Source organism: Vibrio sp. C8, from assembly GCF_054051265.1.
Genome location: NZ_JBPAOE010000033.1, coordinates 141,379 through 156,857, shown reverse-complemented (window position 1 = coordinate 156,857; position 15,479 = coordinate 141,379). Strand labels below are relative to the sequence as shown.

Here is a 15,479-nt window from a genome sequence, read left to right as displayed (position 1 = left end):
CGTTGCCTGAGCAACGCTTTTCAATGGTTAGTGGCGACGTCTTAGTTTCTGGTGTACGCCTCGACGCAGACTATGGAAGGTGTTTTCTGCCTTATCAACGCCGTATAGCACACTAAGTGCAAGAAAAGTAATCACGACAGACTGTGTCAAATAGCCCAAACCGATCATTAACCCTAACGCAGCCAATACCCAGATAACTGCCGCAGAGGTAACGCCGTGAATTTTTCCATCCAGCGTCATCATCACTCCTGCGCCTAAAAAGCCGACACCCGTGATGATTTGCCCAAGCACACGAGCTTGGTCAAGAGTATTTGGGGACAAAGACACCGCCATCGCCATAAAAAAGTAAGTGCCGGAAATAATCAGTATTGAGGTGCGGATACCCACTGGTTTTCCTCGGGTTTGACGTTCAATACCGATAAGTAAGCCGTTGATCATACAGCAAAGCAAAGCGGACCATTGGAATGGCCCAAGGTCTAAAATAGAATCCAAAGTTAGCATGGCAGCCTCAATGCATATAGGCGTGAAGAAGCGCAGTATGCAGCGAATCTTACTTACGATCTAACAAAAGCTTTTATGGGCTAGATAATCAATATCTATAGAACTACTCAAGATGCAAATCGAGTGGCGTTTTACTGCTTCTTCCACCAATTTCACGGGTGAGTTTTGGCACCAAATAACCAGATACACGTTCAATGACACCGGCCATGATGGTTTTTGCCGTGTGGTCATCAATAAAGAAGTGAGCCGCGCCCTGCACTTTGTCTAATACATGGATGTAATAAGGCAAGATACCTGCATCAAATAGGCTTTCACTCAGATTTACCTGAGCTTCCACCGAGTCGTTTACGCCTTTTAACATTACTCCCTGATTGAGCAGAGTTACGTTAATCGCACGCAGTCGAGACATTTGCTGCTTTAACTCAAGGTTGATTTCATTCGCATGATTGATGTGAGTGACAAGTACCACTTGTAAGCGGGTCTGTGCCAGTGTGTCTACCAGCTCATCGGTAATACGCGCAGGGATAACTACAGGCAGGCGAGAGTGGATGCGCAGACGCTTGATGTGAGAGATCGCAGTGATCTTGTCGATCAGCCAAGCCAGCTCGTGATCTTTCGCCATCAAAGGGTCTCCGCCAGAGAGAATTACTTCATTCAGTTCAGGATGCTTGGCAATGTAATCCAAGCTCTGCTGCCAAACCGATTTGGTGCCTTTATTGTCTTCGTAAGGAAAATGACGACGGAAACAGTAACGACAGTTAATAGCACAGCCGCCTTTCACGATCATGAGCGCTCGGTTACGATATTTATGCAGTAACCCGGGGATGTCATTATTCTGCTCAGAAAGAGGGTCGTTTGAATAACCTTGGTGTACTTCAAACTCTTCGCTCAATGGCAAAACTTGGCGCAACAATGGATCGTGCGGGTTGCCTTTTTCCATTCTGCTGACGAAACTTTGCGGTACACGCTGAGCAAATAACTTGCGTGCAGCAAACCCGTCTTGCCAAGGTGTAGGATCAATACCCAGCTCGTTGAGCAATTGAGTGGGATCTGAGATAGCATTTGCTAGTTGTTTGATCCAGTTTTGCTCAACAGAATCGACTTTTCGGGTTATGATGTCCGGCATTAATTTTAACTCGAAGAATGTAAGAGGAAATATGGCTACTGTTAGCACGAATGAATTTAAAGGCGGTCTTAAAATTATGCTTGATAATGAGCCTTGTGTCATTCTCGAAAACGAGTATGTAAAACCGGGCAAAGGTCAGGCTTTCAACCGTGTAAAAATCCGTAAACTGCTTTCTGGCAAAGTTCTAGAGAAAACTTTTAAGTCTGGTGACTCTGTAGAAACTGCGGACGTAGTAGATATCGACCTAGATTATCTATATTCAGATGGTGAATTCTACCACTTTATGAACAACACAACGTTCGAACAAATTGCAGCAGACGTTGCAGCAGTTGGCGAAAACGCTAAGTGGTTGGTAGAAAACAATACTTGTACTCTAACACTTTGGAACGGTAACCCAATTTCTGTTACTCCACCAAACTTCGTTGAGTTAGAAGTGACTGAAACAGACCCAGGTCTGAAAGGCGATACTCAAGGCACTGGCGGTAAACCAGCAACGCTAGCAACTGGTGCTGTTGTACGTGTACCTCTATTCATCCAAATCGGTGAAGTAGTGAAAGTGGATACTCGTAGTGGCGAATACGTAAGCCGCGTAAAATAAGTATTGCTTTAGTTTGTACTGAAATTTCTCGTACAACTTATTGAATACAAAAAAAGACCAGCTGAGATAGCTGGTCTTTTTGTATCTGTATAACAGGCTATTGGTTTCAATAAGCCTGCTGTATTTCCATTAGAGCATTAGCATTCCAATAAATACGACTGCAAGCAGTGTGATAAATCCGGCAAATGCATAACAGGCGATTTTTCCGATGATACCTGTGTGGAATTTTAGGTCGTGCATACCGTGGTGAACACGGTGCATCGCATGCCACATTGGTAGAGCTAGAGTACCAATGATGAACAGTGCGCCAATAATACTGGTCGCAAAGCCTGTGACACGTTCATAGCTCAATGCTTCAGCATCAATAATGCCTAGCGGGACCAAGATACCTAATACGAACACAGTGATTGGGGTAATCATGGCAAACCAAGTACCGCCAGCACCAAACAGTCCCCACCATACAGGTTCATCTGAACGTTTTGGATTGGTATTAATCACAATAAGCTCCTTACACCACAATCAGAACAATGAGAGAGATGAAGGCAACTGCGGCCCACTGACTCAATACGATGATTTTCTTATCCAACAATTTGCCTTTGATGCGGATTGGCATCACTTGAGGCATCATGCTGAAGAAGGTTTGCGCATGAAATAGGCTACCTGCTAGCGCAACAATATTGATTGCGATAACGACCGGATGTGCCATAAATGCAAGCCAAGTATTCCAAGCTTCAGGGCCTTTAACCAATGCCCCCAAACCTACAGTCAGGAACAGGGTAAAAAGAATCAGCGGCAGAACCGTTGCTTCACGTACCATGTAAAAACGATAGAAAGGATGATCTTTCCACCAAGTTCGTTTCATCTGACGAACATAAGGTTTACGGTTACTCATCCTTAGCCCTCCACTTTGTTTGTTGAACCGTCTGGTTTCAACATTGCAATCACGAAGTCCATTGACGATTCCACTTTACCTTGGTTTACCGCCGCCGCAGGGTCGACATGTTTAGGACATACTTCAGAGCAGTAACCGACAAAAGTACAACCCCATGCGCCATTCTCTCCATTGATAAGCTTCATACGTTCTGCTTTACCATTGTCACGAGAATCTAGGTTATAACGATGAGCCAATGTCAGTGCCGCAGGACCGATAAACTCAGGGTTAAGACCAAACTGAGGGCACGCTGCATAACACAGACCACAGTTAATACAGCCAGCGAACTGTTTGTATTTTGCCATTTGCTCAGGTGTTTGGTTGTTTGGACCATCTTCAGGTGTACGGTCATTACCGATGATGTAAGGTTTGATCGCTTCTAGACGTTCGATAAACGGAGTCATATCGACAATCAAATCTTTTTCAATCGGGAAGTTCGCTAGCGGCTCGATTTTTAAGCCATTCGGGTAGTCACGAAGGAAGCTCTTACACGCCAGTTTTGGCACACCGTTGACCATAATGCCGCATGAACCACAAATCGCCATACGACAAGACCAGCGGTATGAAAGCTCTTTATCTAAGTTATCTTTCACATAACCGATAGCATCTAGTACTGACATGGTTTCGTCAAAAGGCACTTCAAATTTTTGTAGATAAGGTTCTGTATCTTTCGCCGGGTCATAGCGCAAGATCTCTACTTTTTGAATACGATTTGCCATTATTGTTGATCCTCCGCACTTGCACCTGCTTGTTGCGCCGCTTCTGCTGCTGCGGCTTGTTCTGCAGCTTCACCGTAGAGTCGTGCTTTAGGTTGCGATTTAGTGATGGTGACAGGGCTGTAATCAATCTTCGGCGCATCGCCATTTTGATAGAACGCTAGTGAGTGTTTTAGGTAGTTCTCATCATCACGCTCGGTACAACCGTTATCTAAACGCTGGTGGGCACCGCGAGATTCTTTACGTAGTAGAGCAGAGTGAACCATTGCTTCTGCTACTTCTAGACCGTAGCCAACTTCAATCGCATAAAGTAGGTCAGTGTTGAATACTTTACCTTTATCTTTGATGCTGATTTTCTTGTAGCGCTCTTTAAGCTCGGTAAGTTTGTCGATAGTTTCTTGCATCAAGTCTTCTTGACGGTAGATACCACAACCCGCTTCCATGGAATGACCCATTTCAGTGCGGATATCCGCCCAGTTTTCATCGCCTTCTTGGTTTAGCAGTGCTTGAATACGAGCTTCAACAGCTTTCACTTGTTCATCAATAGCTTTGTCGTTCCAGCCTTTGAATTCTTGTGCGCGTTTCACCGCATGTTCACCGGCAACGCGACCAAATACCACGAATTCTGCCAGTGAGTTAGAACCAAGACGGTTTGCACCGTGAAGACCTACAGATGCACACTCACCCACGGCAAACAGACCGTTGATACGAGTTTCACATTGACCGTTGGTTTCAATACCACCCATGGTGTAGTGAACAGTAGGACGAATTGGAATTGGCTCTTTTGCTGGGTCTACGTTTACATAGGCTTTTGCCAGTTCACAAATAAACGGTAAACGCTCTTGCAGATACTCTTCGCCTAAATGGCGTAGGTCGAGATGCACAACATCACCGAGTGGGTGCTTGATGGTGTTACCTTTTTGCTGTTCGTGCCAGAATGCTTGTGAAACTTTGTCGCGAGGACCCAGTTCCATGTATTTGTTCTTCGGCTGACCCACAGGTGTTTCTGGACCCATGCCGTAATCTTGTAGGTAACGGTAACCGTTCTTATTGACGATAATACCGCCTTCACCACGACAACCTTCGGTCATCAGAATACCAGTACCTGGTAGACCTGTTGGGTGGTATTGAACGAATTCCATGTCACGAAGAGGAACACCGTGGCGATACGCCATTGCCATACCGTCGCCAGTTACAATGCCACCGTTAGTGTTACAGTGATAAACACGACCTGCGCCACCTGTTGCTAATACAACCGATTTCGCTTTGATGAGAACTAATTCACCTTCAGACATATGAATGGCAACAAGTCCTTGAACTTCACCATCAACAACCAATAGGTCGACAACAAAATACTCATCAAATCGTTTGATTTGAGGATACTTAATGGATGTTTGGAAGAGGGTATGTAGCATGTGGAAGCCAGTTTTGTCGGCCGCAAACCAAGTGCGCTCGACTTTCATACCGCCAAAGCGACGAACGTTAACTTCGCCGTTTTCTTTACGGCTCCATGGGCAACCCCATTGCTCCATTTGAATCATTTCGCGAGTGGAATTTTTCACAAAATATTCCACAACATCCTGTTCACATAGCCAGTCACCACCGCCAACGGTGTCGTTGAAGTGGTTGTCTAAACTGTCTTCTTCCTTGATAACTGCTGCGGAACCGCCTTCAGCGGCAACCGTGTGAGAACGCATCGGATAAACTTTAGATATCAGGGCAACTTCTAGGTTTGGGTTCGCTTCAGCTGCTGCAATTGCAGTACGAAGACCCGCACCACCTGCGCCGATGACTGCGATATCTGTGGTAATTGTCTGCACAGTTATCCTCCAGTGTATTGTATGTTGATGATGAGCTATGGTGCTCATTCCTCGTTATATTGGGGGGCGTGTTCGGTGAACGCTATGGTTTGTAGTGTCTCCGAATCAAACCGAGTCCACTTATAAAGTGGTAGACCCAGTTTAGGAGAGGTCAGGGACGAAAAAATTGATTCTGTTGGGTTTTTGCTTAGGTAGTGCAAGCATAAGCATAAAAATTTTATCTTGTGTGATTAGAGTCACGTTTGGGTTTTGTATTTTGATCCGAAAAGGTAAAATCTATTCAACCCCGATTATGTGAATGACTAAATGAACAAGTCCGATTGGATGCCAACCGCATCAATAGAACAACTTCAACAACGTGCACAACTCTTAGCGTCAATTCGTTACTTCTTTACACAAAGAGATGTTCTGGAAGTTGACACACCAGCGATGAGTCACGCAACGGTGACCGATATCCACTTACATACTTTTCAAACAGAATTTGTTGGCCCTGAGTATGCAAAAGGTAGTCGCCTGCATCTGATGACGAGTCCTGAGTTTCATATGAAGCGGCTACTGGCAGCAGGTAGCCGCTCCATTTATCAAATTAATAAAGCGTTTCGTAATGAAGAGAATGGGCGCTATCACAACCCAGAGTTCACTATGCTGGAGTGGTACCGTGTTGGTTTTGACCATCATGATTTGATGGATGAAATGGACGACTTGCTGCAACTGGTACTCAAAGTGGGCGCCGCAGAGCGTATGACATACCAAAATGCGTTTTTGTCTGTGTTGAAGGTTTGTCCGCTTGAAGGCTCTATGACAGAGTTAAAGAAAGTGGCTGAGCTATTAGGGTTAAGTGATATCGCTGAACCTGAAGAAGACAGAGACACCTTGTTGCAGCTTCTGTTCAGTATTGGTGTTGAACCAAACGTCGGACAACAAGTACCGGTGTTTGTTTACGATTTTCCAGCATCTCAAGCGGCATTAGCGAAAATTAATCTGCAAGATCCTAGAGTTGCTGATCGCTTTGAAGTTTATTTCAAAGGGATTGAACTGGCGAACGGGTTCCATGAGCTAGACAATGCGAATGAACAGTTAGCGCGTTTTAAGCAAGATAACCATAAGCGTTTGCAGATGGGGTTAGAAGAACAACCTATCGATTATCACCTGATAGCTGCTCTTGAAGCGGGTCTGCCAGAATGTGCGGGGGTTGCTCTAGGCATTGATCGTCTGATTATGTTGGCGTTGGGTGAAGACCATATTGATAAAGTGACAGCATTTCCATTCCCACGAGCGTAGTTTGCTTCACATTGCCTTAAATGTGGGGAAAGAAGCTGAAACCATGACACATGCCAAGGATTATACGTGGTAACTACTCGCCTCAGGCGTTTAACCTCGTTATACTCCTTGTCTGATTTTGATCCACCATTTTTTGATATACAACGGTAAGAGCGCAGGATATGCAAGAATACATTCAGTTTTTCCAACAAAATATGATCCTATCACTAGCTTGGGTCGGTATTTTAGTTGCGTTGATTTTACATATTTATAAATCTGCAACAGCTACATATAAAGAGATTACAGCACCACAAGTGACTCAGCTTTTAAACCGTGAGAATGGTGTTGTTGTCGATATTCGCGCGAAAGACGAATTCAAACGTGGTCACATTACTGACTCAGTTCACATTTTACCTACTGATATCAAAGCCAATAACTTAGCGGCGCTTGAAAGTCATAAATCTGACCCAATCATTGTTGTATGTAAGATGGGGCAAACGGCTCGTGAGAGTGCAGATTTACTTACTAAAGCTGGTTTTGAGAACGTCAGTGTTCTTAAAAACGGTATTACAGGCTGGGTTGATGCAAAACTTCCGCTTGTTCGTGGTAAGAAATAACGCCCATCCCCGATTTGAAGTGCTGTTTAAAAAGGCAGCATTTGATTGAAAGAGAAGTGATGTTTTCCACGTATTTTACTGGAGCACATATAATTAGTGTCTCAGCCTCGTGATTCAGAACGCTCTCGGTTAGTCTCAAGGTATCAACCTTGACCGGAATTTATCAGTATTAAGGATTTAAAAATGGCTGAAGCAGCAACACAAGATGCACAACAAAACTTCGCAATTCAACGTATTTTCCTAAAAGATGTTTCTTTCGAAGCGCCAAACTCTCCAGTAATGTTCCAAAAAGAATGGAACCCAGATGTAAAACTGGACCTAGACACTCAAAGCCGTGAACTAGGTGAAGGCGTTTACGAAGTTGTTCTACGTTTAACAACAACCGTTAAGAATGCTGAAGAAACAGCTTTCTTATGTGAAGTTCAACAGGGCGGTATTTTTACTGTTGAGAATATGGACGCAGGTCAGCTAGCTCATTGTCTAGGAGCATTCTGCCCGAACATTCTATTCCCATATGCGCGTGAAACTATCTCTAGCCTAGTGGTTAAAGGTACGTTCCCACAATTGAACTTAGCGCCAGTTAACTTTGATGCATTGTTCATGAACTACCTACAACAGCAAGCTGCTGGTCAAGGTACAGAAAGCGCTGAAGCTTAAGGCGATAGCGGTTTAAATATGTAGCCATTTGTGGCAATGAATGCACAGCGTACTTGATGAGTACGATGTGCATTTTTATTTTGACCCAAACTCAGCCAAATCATTAACTTGTCCTTAAGAAGGATTGGCATATTGAACTTTGGGTATAAAATTAGTGTTAACAAACGATTATTCATCGGGCGGAACAATGACAGACGCACAAGTAAATAATGCTTACGGTAAAACGGTATCCATGACAGTTATTGGAGCCGGCTCTTACGGAACCTCACTGGCAATTTCATTAGCACGTAATGGCGCTAACATTGTTCTTTGGGGACACGAAGAAGAGCACATGGCTAAATTACAGGCTGATCGCGCTAACCAAGCGTTTTTACCGGGTATTGATTTCCCTGACTCTTTGATTGTTGAGTCTGATTTGAAAAAAGCGGTGGAAGCGTGTCGTGATCTGCTGGTGGTTGTTCCGAGCCATGTGTTTGGTATCGTACTGAAAAGTTTGAAACCGTATTTGCGTCCTGATACACGACTTTGTTGGGCGACGAAAGGCTTGGAACCAAAAACAGGCAGACTGCTACAAGATGTTGCTCATGATGTGATTGGTGATAGCCACTCATTAGCTGTGTTATCTGGGCCAACGTTTGCCAAAGAATTGGCAATGGGAATGCCGACAGCAATTTCAGTCGCGTCCCCAGATGCGCAGTTCGTGAAAGATCTGCAAGAGAAAATTCACTGTAGTAAATCGTTCCGAGTCTATGCAAACAGCGACTTCATTGGTATGCAGCTTGGCGGTGCAGTTAAGAACGTTATTGCGATCGGTGCGGGGATGTCTGATGGTATTGGCTTTGGTGCCAATGCGCGCACAGCACTGATTACTCGTGGTCTTGCTGAAATGACTCGCCTAGGTATTGCGTTAGGCGCTGAAGCTGAAACCTTTATGGGTATGGCTGGTTTAGGTGACTTAGTGTTGACTTGCACTGATAACCAGTCACGAAATCGTCGCTTTGGTTTAGCGCTAGGCCAAGGCAAAGATGTCGATACTGCACAGGTGGAAATCGGCCAAGTGGTTGAAGGTTATAGAAATACCCAAGAAGTGTGGGCGCTTGCTCAGCGTATTGGTATTGAAATGCCTATAGTTGAACAAATTTATCAAGTATTGTATCAAGGAAAGGATGCACGCTTAGCCGCTCAAGATTTGCTTGCGCGAGACAAAAAAGCGGAACGTTAACCTTGTATCATAAGTCAGGTTCTCACTCGATATTACAATAAATACAGACCAGACTTTGAATGAACGTCCGGGACACATAAACCAATGAAATTGTGCGAAAAAGAGAAAGTTTGGCAGACCATCGTTAAGGAAGCTCGCGAACAGTCTGAACAGGAGCCAATGCTCGCCAGTTTCTATCATGCAACCATCATTAAGCATGATAGTTTGGCTTCTGCATTGAGCTACATTCTTGCGAATAAATTAAATACTGCTTCAATGCCAGCAATGGCTGTGCGTGAAGTGGTTGAAGAAGCCTTTGCTGCGGATCCTAGCATTACGGAGTCAGCTGCGTGTGATATTTGTGCGACAGTTAACCGTGACCCAGCGGTGTCGATGTACTCAATGCCACTTCTTTACCTCAAGGGTTATCATGCTTTGCAGGGATACCGCGTTGCCAACTGGCTTTGGAAACAAGGCCGTGTAGCGCTGGCTACTTACCTGCAAAACCAGATTTCTGTTGCTTGCCAAGTGGATATTCACCCAGCGGCACGTATTGGTCGAGGCATCATGCTTGACCACGCTACAGGGATTGTTATTGGTGAAACGGCGGTCGTTGAAAACGATGTTTCTATTCTTCAAGATGTGACCCTTGGTGGTACAGGTAAAGAGTGTGGAGACCGCCATCCGAAAATTCGTGAAGGTGTGATGATTGGTGCAGGAGCCAAGATTTTGGGCAACATCGAAGTTGGCGAAGGGGCAAAAATTGGCTCGTGCTCTGTGGTACTGCAAGCTGTTCCTCCGCACACGACAGTGGCTGGTGTTCCAGCACGAATCGTTGGTCGACCTAAGTCTGAAAAACCGTCTTTCGATATGGACCAGCAATTTAATGGTCGAGTACAGACATTTACAGGTGGGGATGGTATATAACCCTCCGCACAAAACAGAAGAACAAAAAAGGGATAGTGCTCGGCATTATCCCTTTTCTTTATCTCGTAAAGCAGAATGAGTATGACGTTGGCTTATTAGCCAATAGCGTCAAGCTCAGCCATAACTTCTTCAGCCCACTCAATCCAAGTTTGACGGAGAAGTAGATTACGACGCAGCGTCAAACGCTCTAAACGTTGCTGTTTATCTAGTACCGCAGGTGTTGCGTAGTAGGCAGCTTCGATTTCCTGATAGTGTGCAACTAGTTTGCGAGACTCTTCAACCAGTTCACCTAGTTGAGATCTAAAAGGTGCAGACGGTTGAACTGAACAAGCAATAAGCTTTGCGCTAAATTCATCTCGTACCGTAGGGTGAGCTGTTGGTTGCTCAAACCAATCGCCCAATGCGCTACGTCCAGAATCTGTAATTGAATAGACTTTTCTATCTGGTTTACCTTCTTGCGGCTCTAAAACACAAGTAACCAAACCTTGTTGGCCCATTTTGTTTAGCTCGCGGTAAACTTGTTGATGACTGGCTTTCCAGAAGTAACCAATACTTGCTGAAAACTCTTTTGTGATGTCGTATCCCGTCGCATCACGTGTGCTTAGGACAGTGAGAATTACGTGTGGTAATGACATGTCTTTTTATCCAAAGTGGTTAAGTAAGTTTTAAAATTGCTTAACTATCGTTTGTGCTTCTGTTGGCACGCTTTTTTAACTTAAATAGTTAAAAACTTAATAGTTAGAAAACTTAAGCAAATTCAGCACAAGTGTGCTGTTCATGTCACCTTTAAAGCCGTTTATCACCTAGAGGTAGTTATGCGTATGCATACCTCGCTACGATATATTTTTATTAGTCTCGGTATCGCAGAGGTGCAGTAGTATATCTAAATAATAAGCATAAAGTAGAATACAAGGGCGTTTTGATTTAAAAAACTGATATTATTCTCAATAAAATCTTCAGACAAAATAAAAGGTCGCCAAGTTGCGACCTTTTAGTGTTTTTGTGAAATATAATGCTACCAATTAGCCTGTATTACGCATACCTGCGGCGATACCGGCAATGGTTACCATCAGTGCTTCTTCCAATTCTGTCGTTGGAGTTTCCGTTTGACGAGTACGGTAGAGCAGTTCTGCCTGTAACATGTTCAAAGGTTCAACATAGATACTACGTAAACGAATGGATTCCTGACCCCAAGGATCGCTTTGCATCAGGTTCTCATTGTTTTCTACATTAAGCACCGCTTTTATGTCTTTTTGTAACTGCTCACGCAGACGCTGACCTAGCGGGCGAAGCTTCTCATCAACCAGACGCTCATCGTAGTAACGAGCCAAATCAACACTACATTTGGTGTACACCATTTCAAGCATACCAAGGCGAGTTGAGAAGAATGGCCATTCGCGACACATCTCTTCAAGCAGAGCTTGGTGACCTTTATCAATCGAGTATTGAATTGCCTCACCAGCCCCCAACCATGCAGGAAGCATCAAACGGTTTTGGCTCCAAGAGAAAATCCAAGGAATCGCACGTAAGCTTTCAACGCCACCATTCGGGTTACGTTTGGCAGGGCGAGAACCCAGAGGCAATTTGCCTAGCTCAAGCTCAGGTGTCGCTTGACGGAAGTAAGGAACAAAATCAGGTTCCCCGCGAACCACGTGGCGATATGCTTCACAAGAAACTTCTGAAAGTGCATCCATCAAGTCACGCCAATCTTGTTTTGGCTCTGGTGGTGGCAATAGGTTTGCTTCAAGGATTGCACTTGCGTACATGCTGAAGCTGTTCACGGCAATTTCTGGCAGACCAAGTTTAAAGCGAATCATCTCACCTTGCTCGGTTACACGCAGACCACCTTTAAGGCTCTTTGGTGGCTGAGAAAGCAGTGCCGCGTGTGCAGGTGCACCACCACGACCGATTGTACCGCCTCGGCCATGGAACAGAGTCAGCTCGATACCTTCTTGGTCACACACTTTCACCAGTGAATCCATTGCACGGTATTGTGCCCAGCCGGCAGACATTACGCCTGCATCTTTCGCTGAATCTGAATAACCGATCATCACCATTTGGTGATTTTGGATGAAGCCACGGTAAAGGTCGATGCTCATTAATTGCTTGATCACGTCTTCAGCGTTGTTCAAGTCATCCAAAGTTTCGAACAGCGGACACACGTCCATACGGTAAGGACAGCCTGCTTCTTGAAGCAATAGGTGCACGGCAAGCACATCTGAAGCAGTGCGAGCCATAGAGATCACGTATGCACCAAACGCTGCGCGTGGTTGTGCAGCAATGATTTTACAAGTATCAAGAACTTCTTGAACTTGCTCAGAAGGCTGCCAATCACGAGGAAGAAGAGGGCGCTTAGAGCTCAATTCATTGGTTAAGAATGAAATCTTGTCTTGTTCGCTCCAGTGATTGTAATCACCGATACCCAGGTAACGGGTCAGCTCAGACAGAACATCCGCGTGACGAGTACTTTCCTGACGGATATCAAGACGCACTAAGTGAACGCCAAACGCTTTGATACGGCGTAAAGTGTCTAGCAGTGAACCGTCAGCGATGACACCCATACCGCACTCATGCAGTGACTTATAACACGCGTAAAGCGGGTCCCAAAGCTGGCTGATGTCCTGAAGTGGAGCTTTCTTAGGAAGCTTCTCACCGTGCACTTTTGCATCCAGAACCTCGAGCGTTTCTTGGAGCAGTGAGCGTAAGCCTTTTAGAATGGCACGATACGGTTCATGCTCATTTTCACCCGCCAGCTGGCGTAGCTCATCACTGCATTTGGTCATCGATAGTTCGCTAACCAGCTCATTGATGTCGCCTAGGTAAAGGTCAGCTGCTTTCCAACGAGAAAGTAGCAACACTTCGCGAGTAATGGTGTGAGTCACAAATGGGTTACCGTCTCGGTCACCACCCATCCAAGATGAGAAATGAACTGGACGAGCGTCTAGAGGTAGGCCTTCACCTAAGTACTCTTTTGCACGTTCATTGAGATCGCGTAGGAACTCAGGCACAGCTTGCCATAGAGAGTTTTCTACAACAGCGAAGCCCCATTTTGCTTCGTCTAACGGTGTTGGACGTTGTTGACGAATAACATCTGAATGCCAGCTTTGAGCAATTAATTGTTCTAGACGGCGTTCAGTTTTATGACGTTCTTTAGAAGATAGTTCAGTTAACTCGAGTCGAGACAGACACTCATTTATTTTTACCAACTTGTTGATCATCGTGCGACGAGTGATCTCTGTTGGGTGAGCGGTCAATACCAGCTCAATGTTGAGTTCGCGTAGTGCCTGTGCGGTATCGAGTTTGCTAATAGAATTCTGGCTGAGTTTTGAAAACAGAGCATGGATTGCATCTGGTTCACACACGTTCTCTTCGCAATGGCGAGAAATGGTGTGGTACTGTTCAGCGATATTGGTCAAATTCAAAAATTGGTTAAAAGCACGAGCAACTGGAGTCAATTGCTCGTTGGGAAGGCTTTTTATCTCTTCAATCAGTAGATTTCGATCCGCTTGATTACCTGCCATCGCAGATTTTGAAAGCTTACGAATGGTTTCCACTTTCTCTAAAATAACGTCGCCGTCTGCATCTTGAATGGTTTTGCCCAATAGATGTCCCAGCATGCTCACGTTACTTTTGAGTGCAGAGTATTGTTCGTTCATTGTCATCCTGCCTTGTAAAAAAATTACATCCTGTGTTCCTTGTTAGAAAGACAATTTATCTAAGTTTGCCCAGTCTAGTCAAATGATGCTGGTGATATCTTTGCCAGTTTTTACCTGTTTGTGTGTAATGTAAGTTTGCTCAATTTGAGTGGTTTGTTGGAATTTTCTTACAAAACAACAAGACATTAATCACATTGTTATTAATGTGTTATGTCTTGTTGTTTATCGGTTGTAAGTCGTGATCTAGAAGCAGTATTTGTACATCGCCTTAGAAAGGATGTTAATTGTCGGGTCGATAAACTCGAAGGCCAAAAATTCGTCTGGCTGGTGAGCTTGGTCGATAGAACCCGGTCCCATCACTAGGGTAGGACAAATTTCTTGTAGGAAAGGAGCTTCAGTACAGTAGTTGACCGTTTGAGCTTCAACGCCAGTGATTTCGCTGACTCCTGCAATGAAAGGATGGTCATGCTCACATTCATAGCCAGGGATTGCTTCATGTAGTGGTTCGATTTCAATTCGTCCCGGCCATTTCTCTTGTACTTGAGTCAGCGCGCTGCGCAGCATGTTATCCAAGCCATCAAGGCTAATGCCGGGTAGCGGACGAACATCATAATGCAGTTCACAGCAACCACAGATACGGTTCGGGCTATCGCCTCCGTGGATATGTCCTAGGTTTAAAGTTGGGCTTGGAATATCAAAACCGGGGTGGTGATACTCTTTGACCAATTTGTCGCGCAGTTGCATCAGTGCATAAAGCACTTCATGCATAATCTCAATTGCATTCACGCCGAGTGCAGGGTTTGAAGAGTGACCCGATTTCCCCGTCACTCGAATGGCATTTGCCACATGTCCTTTATGACCACGAACGGGCACTAAGCTGGTTGGCTCACCAATAATGCAGTAATCCGGTTTGAATGGCGTATTTTGCGTAAAATGACGAGCACCGAGCATGGTTGTTTCTTCATCACAAGTAGCCAATATATAAAGAGGCTTTTTTTGTTTGCTCCAGTCCACTTTCTTTACTGCTTCTAAAATAAAAGCAAAAAAGCCTTTCATATCTGCAGTACCTAAACCATAGAAGCGGTTATTGGCTTCAGTTAACGCATGCGGATTGAAGTTCCAGCGACCTTCGTCGAAAGGTACGGTATCACTGTGACCTGATAGTAATAAGCCACCTTCACCTTCGCCTTTTTTAGCAATCAGATTTTGTTTTCCCGGAGCAACTTGAATCACATCCACTTGAAACCCTAAAGCGCTGCACCAGTCTGCCAATTTAGAGATGACTTGTTCGTTGCCTTCATCCCAACGACTATCGGTGGAGCTAATGGATGAGGTTGAAATAAGACCTTCATAAACCTCAAGGAAACTTGGCAATTGCATATATTATTTGCTCCTACTATTGACAGAATTACGTTGAAACTGTAAAACACATATTAAATCACTTTTAGTGAATAAAAAACCGATAAAAG

At 44.6% G+C, this 15,479-nt stretch carries 15 protein-coding genes; 6 read left to right on the top strand and 9 right to left on the bottom strand.

All coding sequences use genetic code 11. The features are described from left to right. Positions 1-27: 27 nt before the first annotated feature. Together ACRQQK_RS15000 and epmB are read right to left on the bottom strand one after the other, a co-directional pair. Positions 28-501: an MgtC/SapB family protein gene (locus ACRQQK_RS15000; RefSeq protein WP_102962840.1), complete on the bottom strand. Its 474-nt coding sequence runs from the start codon at positions 499-501 to the stop codon at positions 28-30. A gap of 103 nt (positions 502-604) precedes the next feature. Continuing rightward, on the bottom strand, positions 605-1,627 hold the full coding sequence (gene epmB / locus ACRQQK_RS14995; protein WP_457512698.1) for an EF-P beta-lysylation protein EpmB: 1,023 nt from the start codon (positions 1,625-1,627) through the stop codon (positions 605-607). Between the two features lie 31 nt (positions 1,628-1,658). Between epmB and efp the strand changes: the two genes are divergently transcribed. Beyond that, positions 1,659-2,225: an elongation factor P gene (efp, locus tag ACRQQK_RS14990; protein WP_042485020.1), complete on the top strand. Its 567-nt coding sequence runs from the start codon at positions 1,659-1,661 to the stop codon at positions 2,223-2,225. A gap of 129 nt (positions 2,226-2,354) precedes the next feature. Here efp and frdD read toward each other — a convergent pair whose 3' ends face one another. The 4 genes from frdD to frdA are packed head-to-tail and all read right to left on the bottom strand — an operon-like array spanning position 2,355 to position 5,692. Next, positions 2,355-2,723: a fumarate reductase subunit FrdD gene (frdD, locus tag ACRQQK_RS14985; RefSeq protein ID WP_171138331.1), complete on the bottom strand. Its 369-nt coding sequence runs from the start codon at positions 2,721-2,723 to the stop codon at positions 2,355-2,357. A 10-nt stretch (positions 2,724-2,733) separates the two neighbouring features. Further along, positions 2,734-3,117 carry a fumarate reductase subunit FrdC gene (frdC, locus tag ACRQQK_RS14980; protein ID WP_102962844.1) on the bottom strand — a complete coding sequence of 128 codons (384 nt, stop codon included), beginning with the start codon at positions 3,115-3,117 and terminating at the stop codon, positions 2,734-2,736. A gap of 2 nt (positions 3,118-3,119) precedes the next feature. Beyond that, positions 3,120-3,878 carry a succinate dehydrogenase/fumarate reductase iron-sulfur subunit gene (locus ACRQQK_RS14975; RefSeq protein ID WP_102967779.1) on the bottom strand — a complete coding sequence of 253 codons (759 nt, stop codon included), beginning with the start codon at positions 3,876-3,878 and terminating at the stop codon, positions 3,120-3,122. Beyond that, the gene (frdA, locus tag ACRQQK_RS14970) at positions 3,875-5,692 is read right to left on the bottom strand and encodes a fumarate reductase (quinol) flavoprotein subunit (RefSeq protein WP_457512695.1); all 1,818 of its coding nucleotides are present in this window, start codon (positions 5,690-5,692) and stop codon (positions 3,875-3,877) included. Before frdA ends, ACRQQK_RS14975 begins: the two co-directional genes overlap by 4 nt. A 306-nt stretch (positions 5,693-5,998) precedes the next feature. Here frdA and epmA point away from each other — a divergent pair, with 306 nt between their 5' ends. The 5 genes from epmA to cysE all read left to right on the top strand — a co-directional run bounded on the left by epmA (position 5,999) and on the right by cysE (position 10,354). Then, complete coding sequence (gene epmA / locus ACRQQK_RS14965) at positions 5,999-6,973, top strand: elongation factor P--(R)-beta-lysine ligase (protein WP_457512693.1); 975 nt, start codon at positions 5,999-6,001, stop codon at positions 6,971-6,973. Between the two features lie 161 nt (positions 6,974-7,134). Further along, the gene (locus ACRQQK_RS14960; RefSeq protein ID WP_102967776.1) at positions 7,135-7,569 is read left to right on the top strand and encodes a rhodanese-like domain-containing protein; all 435 of its coding nucleotides are present in this window, start codon (positions 7,135-7,137) and stop codon (positions 7,567-7,569) included. A gap of 183 nt (positions 7,570-7,752) precedes the next feature. Further along, entirely contained in the window at positions 7,753-8,226 is a 474-nt protein-coding gene (gene secB / locus ACRQQK_RS14955) for a protein-export chaperone SecB (RefSeq protein WP_102967775.1), read from the top strand. A 187-nt stretch (positions 8,227-8,413) separates the two neighbouring features. Beyond that, positions 8,414-9,448, top strand: coding sequence for an NAD(P)H-dependent glycerol-3-phosphate dehydrogenase (gpsA, locus tag ACRQQK_RS14950; protein ID WP_102967774.1), 1,035 nt, complete (start codon positions 8,414-8,416; stop codon positions 9,446-9,448). Between the two features lie 84 nt (positions 9,449-9,532). Beyond that, the gene (cysE, locus tag ACRQQK_RS14945; RefSeq protein WP_188234481.1) at positions 9,533-10,354 is read left to right on the top strand and encodes a serine O-acetyltransferase; all 822 of its coding nucleotides are present in this window, start codon (positions 9,533-9,535) and stop codon (positions 10,352-10,354) included. Between the two features lie 95 nt (positions 10,355-10,449). Here cysE and ACRQQK_RS14940 read toward each other — a convergent pair whose 3' ends face one another. From ACRQQK_RS14940 to argE, 3 genes are all read right to left on the bottom strand, one after another. Then, positions 10,450-10,989 carry a PadR family transcriptional regulator gene (locus tag ACRQQK_RS14940; protein WP_042485053.1) on the bottom strand — a complete coding sequence of 180 codons (540 nt, stop codon included), beginning with the start codon at positions 10,987-10,989 and terminating at the stop codon, positions 10,450-10,452. A 387-nt stretch (positions 10,990-11,376) separates the two neighbouring features. Beyond that, positions 11,377-14,010, bottom strand: coding sequence for a phosphoenolpyruvate carboxylase (gene ppc / locus ACRQQK_RS14935; protein ID WP_457512689.1), 2,634 nt, complete (start codon positions 14,008-14,010; stop codon positions 11,377-11,379). Positions 14,011-14,253: 243 nt separating this feature from the next. Beyond that, the gene (argE, locus tag ACRQQK_RS14930; RefSeq protein WP_457512687.1) at positions 14,254-15,390 is read right to left on the bottom strand and encodes an acetylornithine deacetylase; all 1,137 of its coding nucleotides are present in this window, start codon (positions 15,388-15,390) and stop codon (positions 14,254-14,256) included. Between the last annotated feature and the right edge of the window lie 89 nt (positions 15,391-15,479).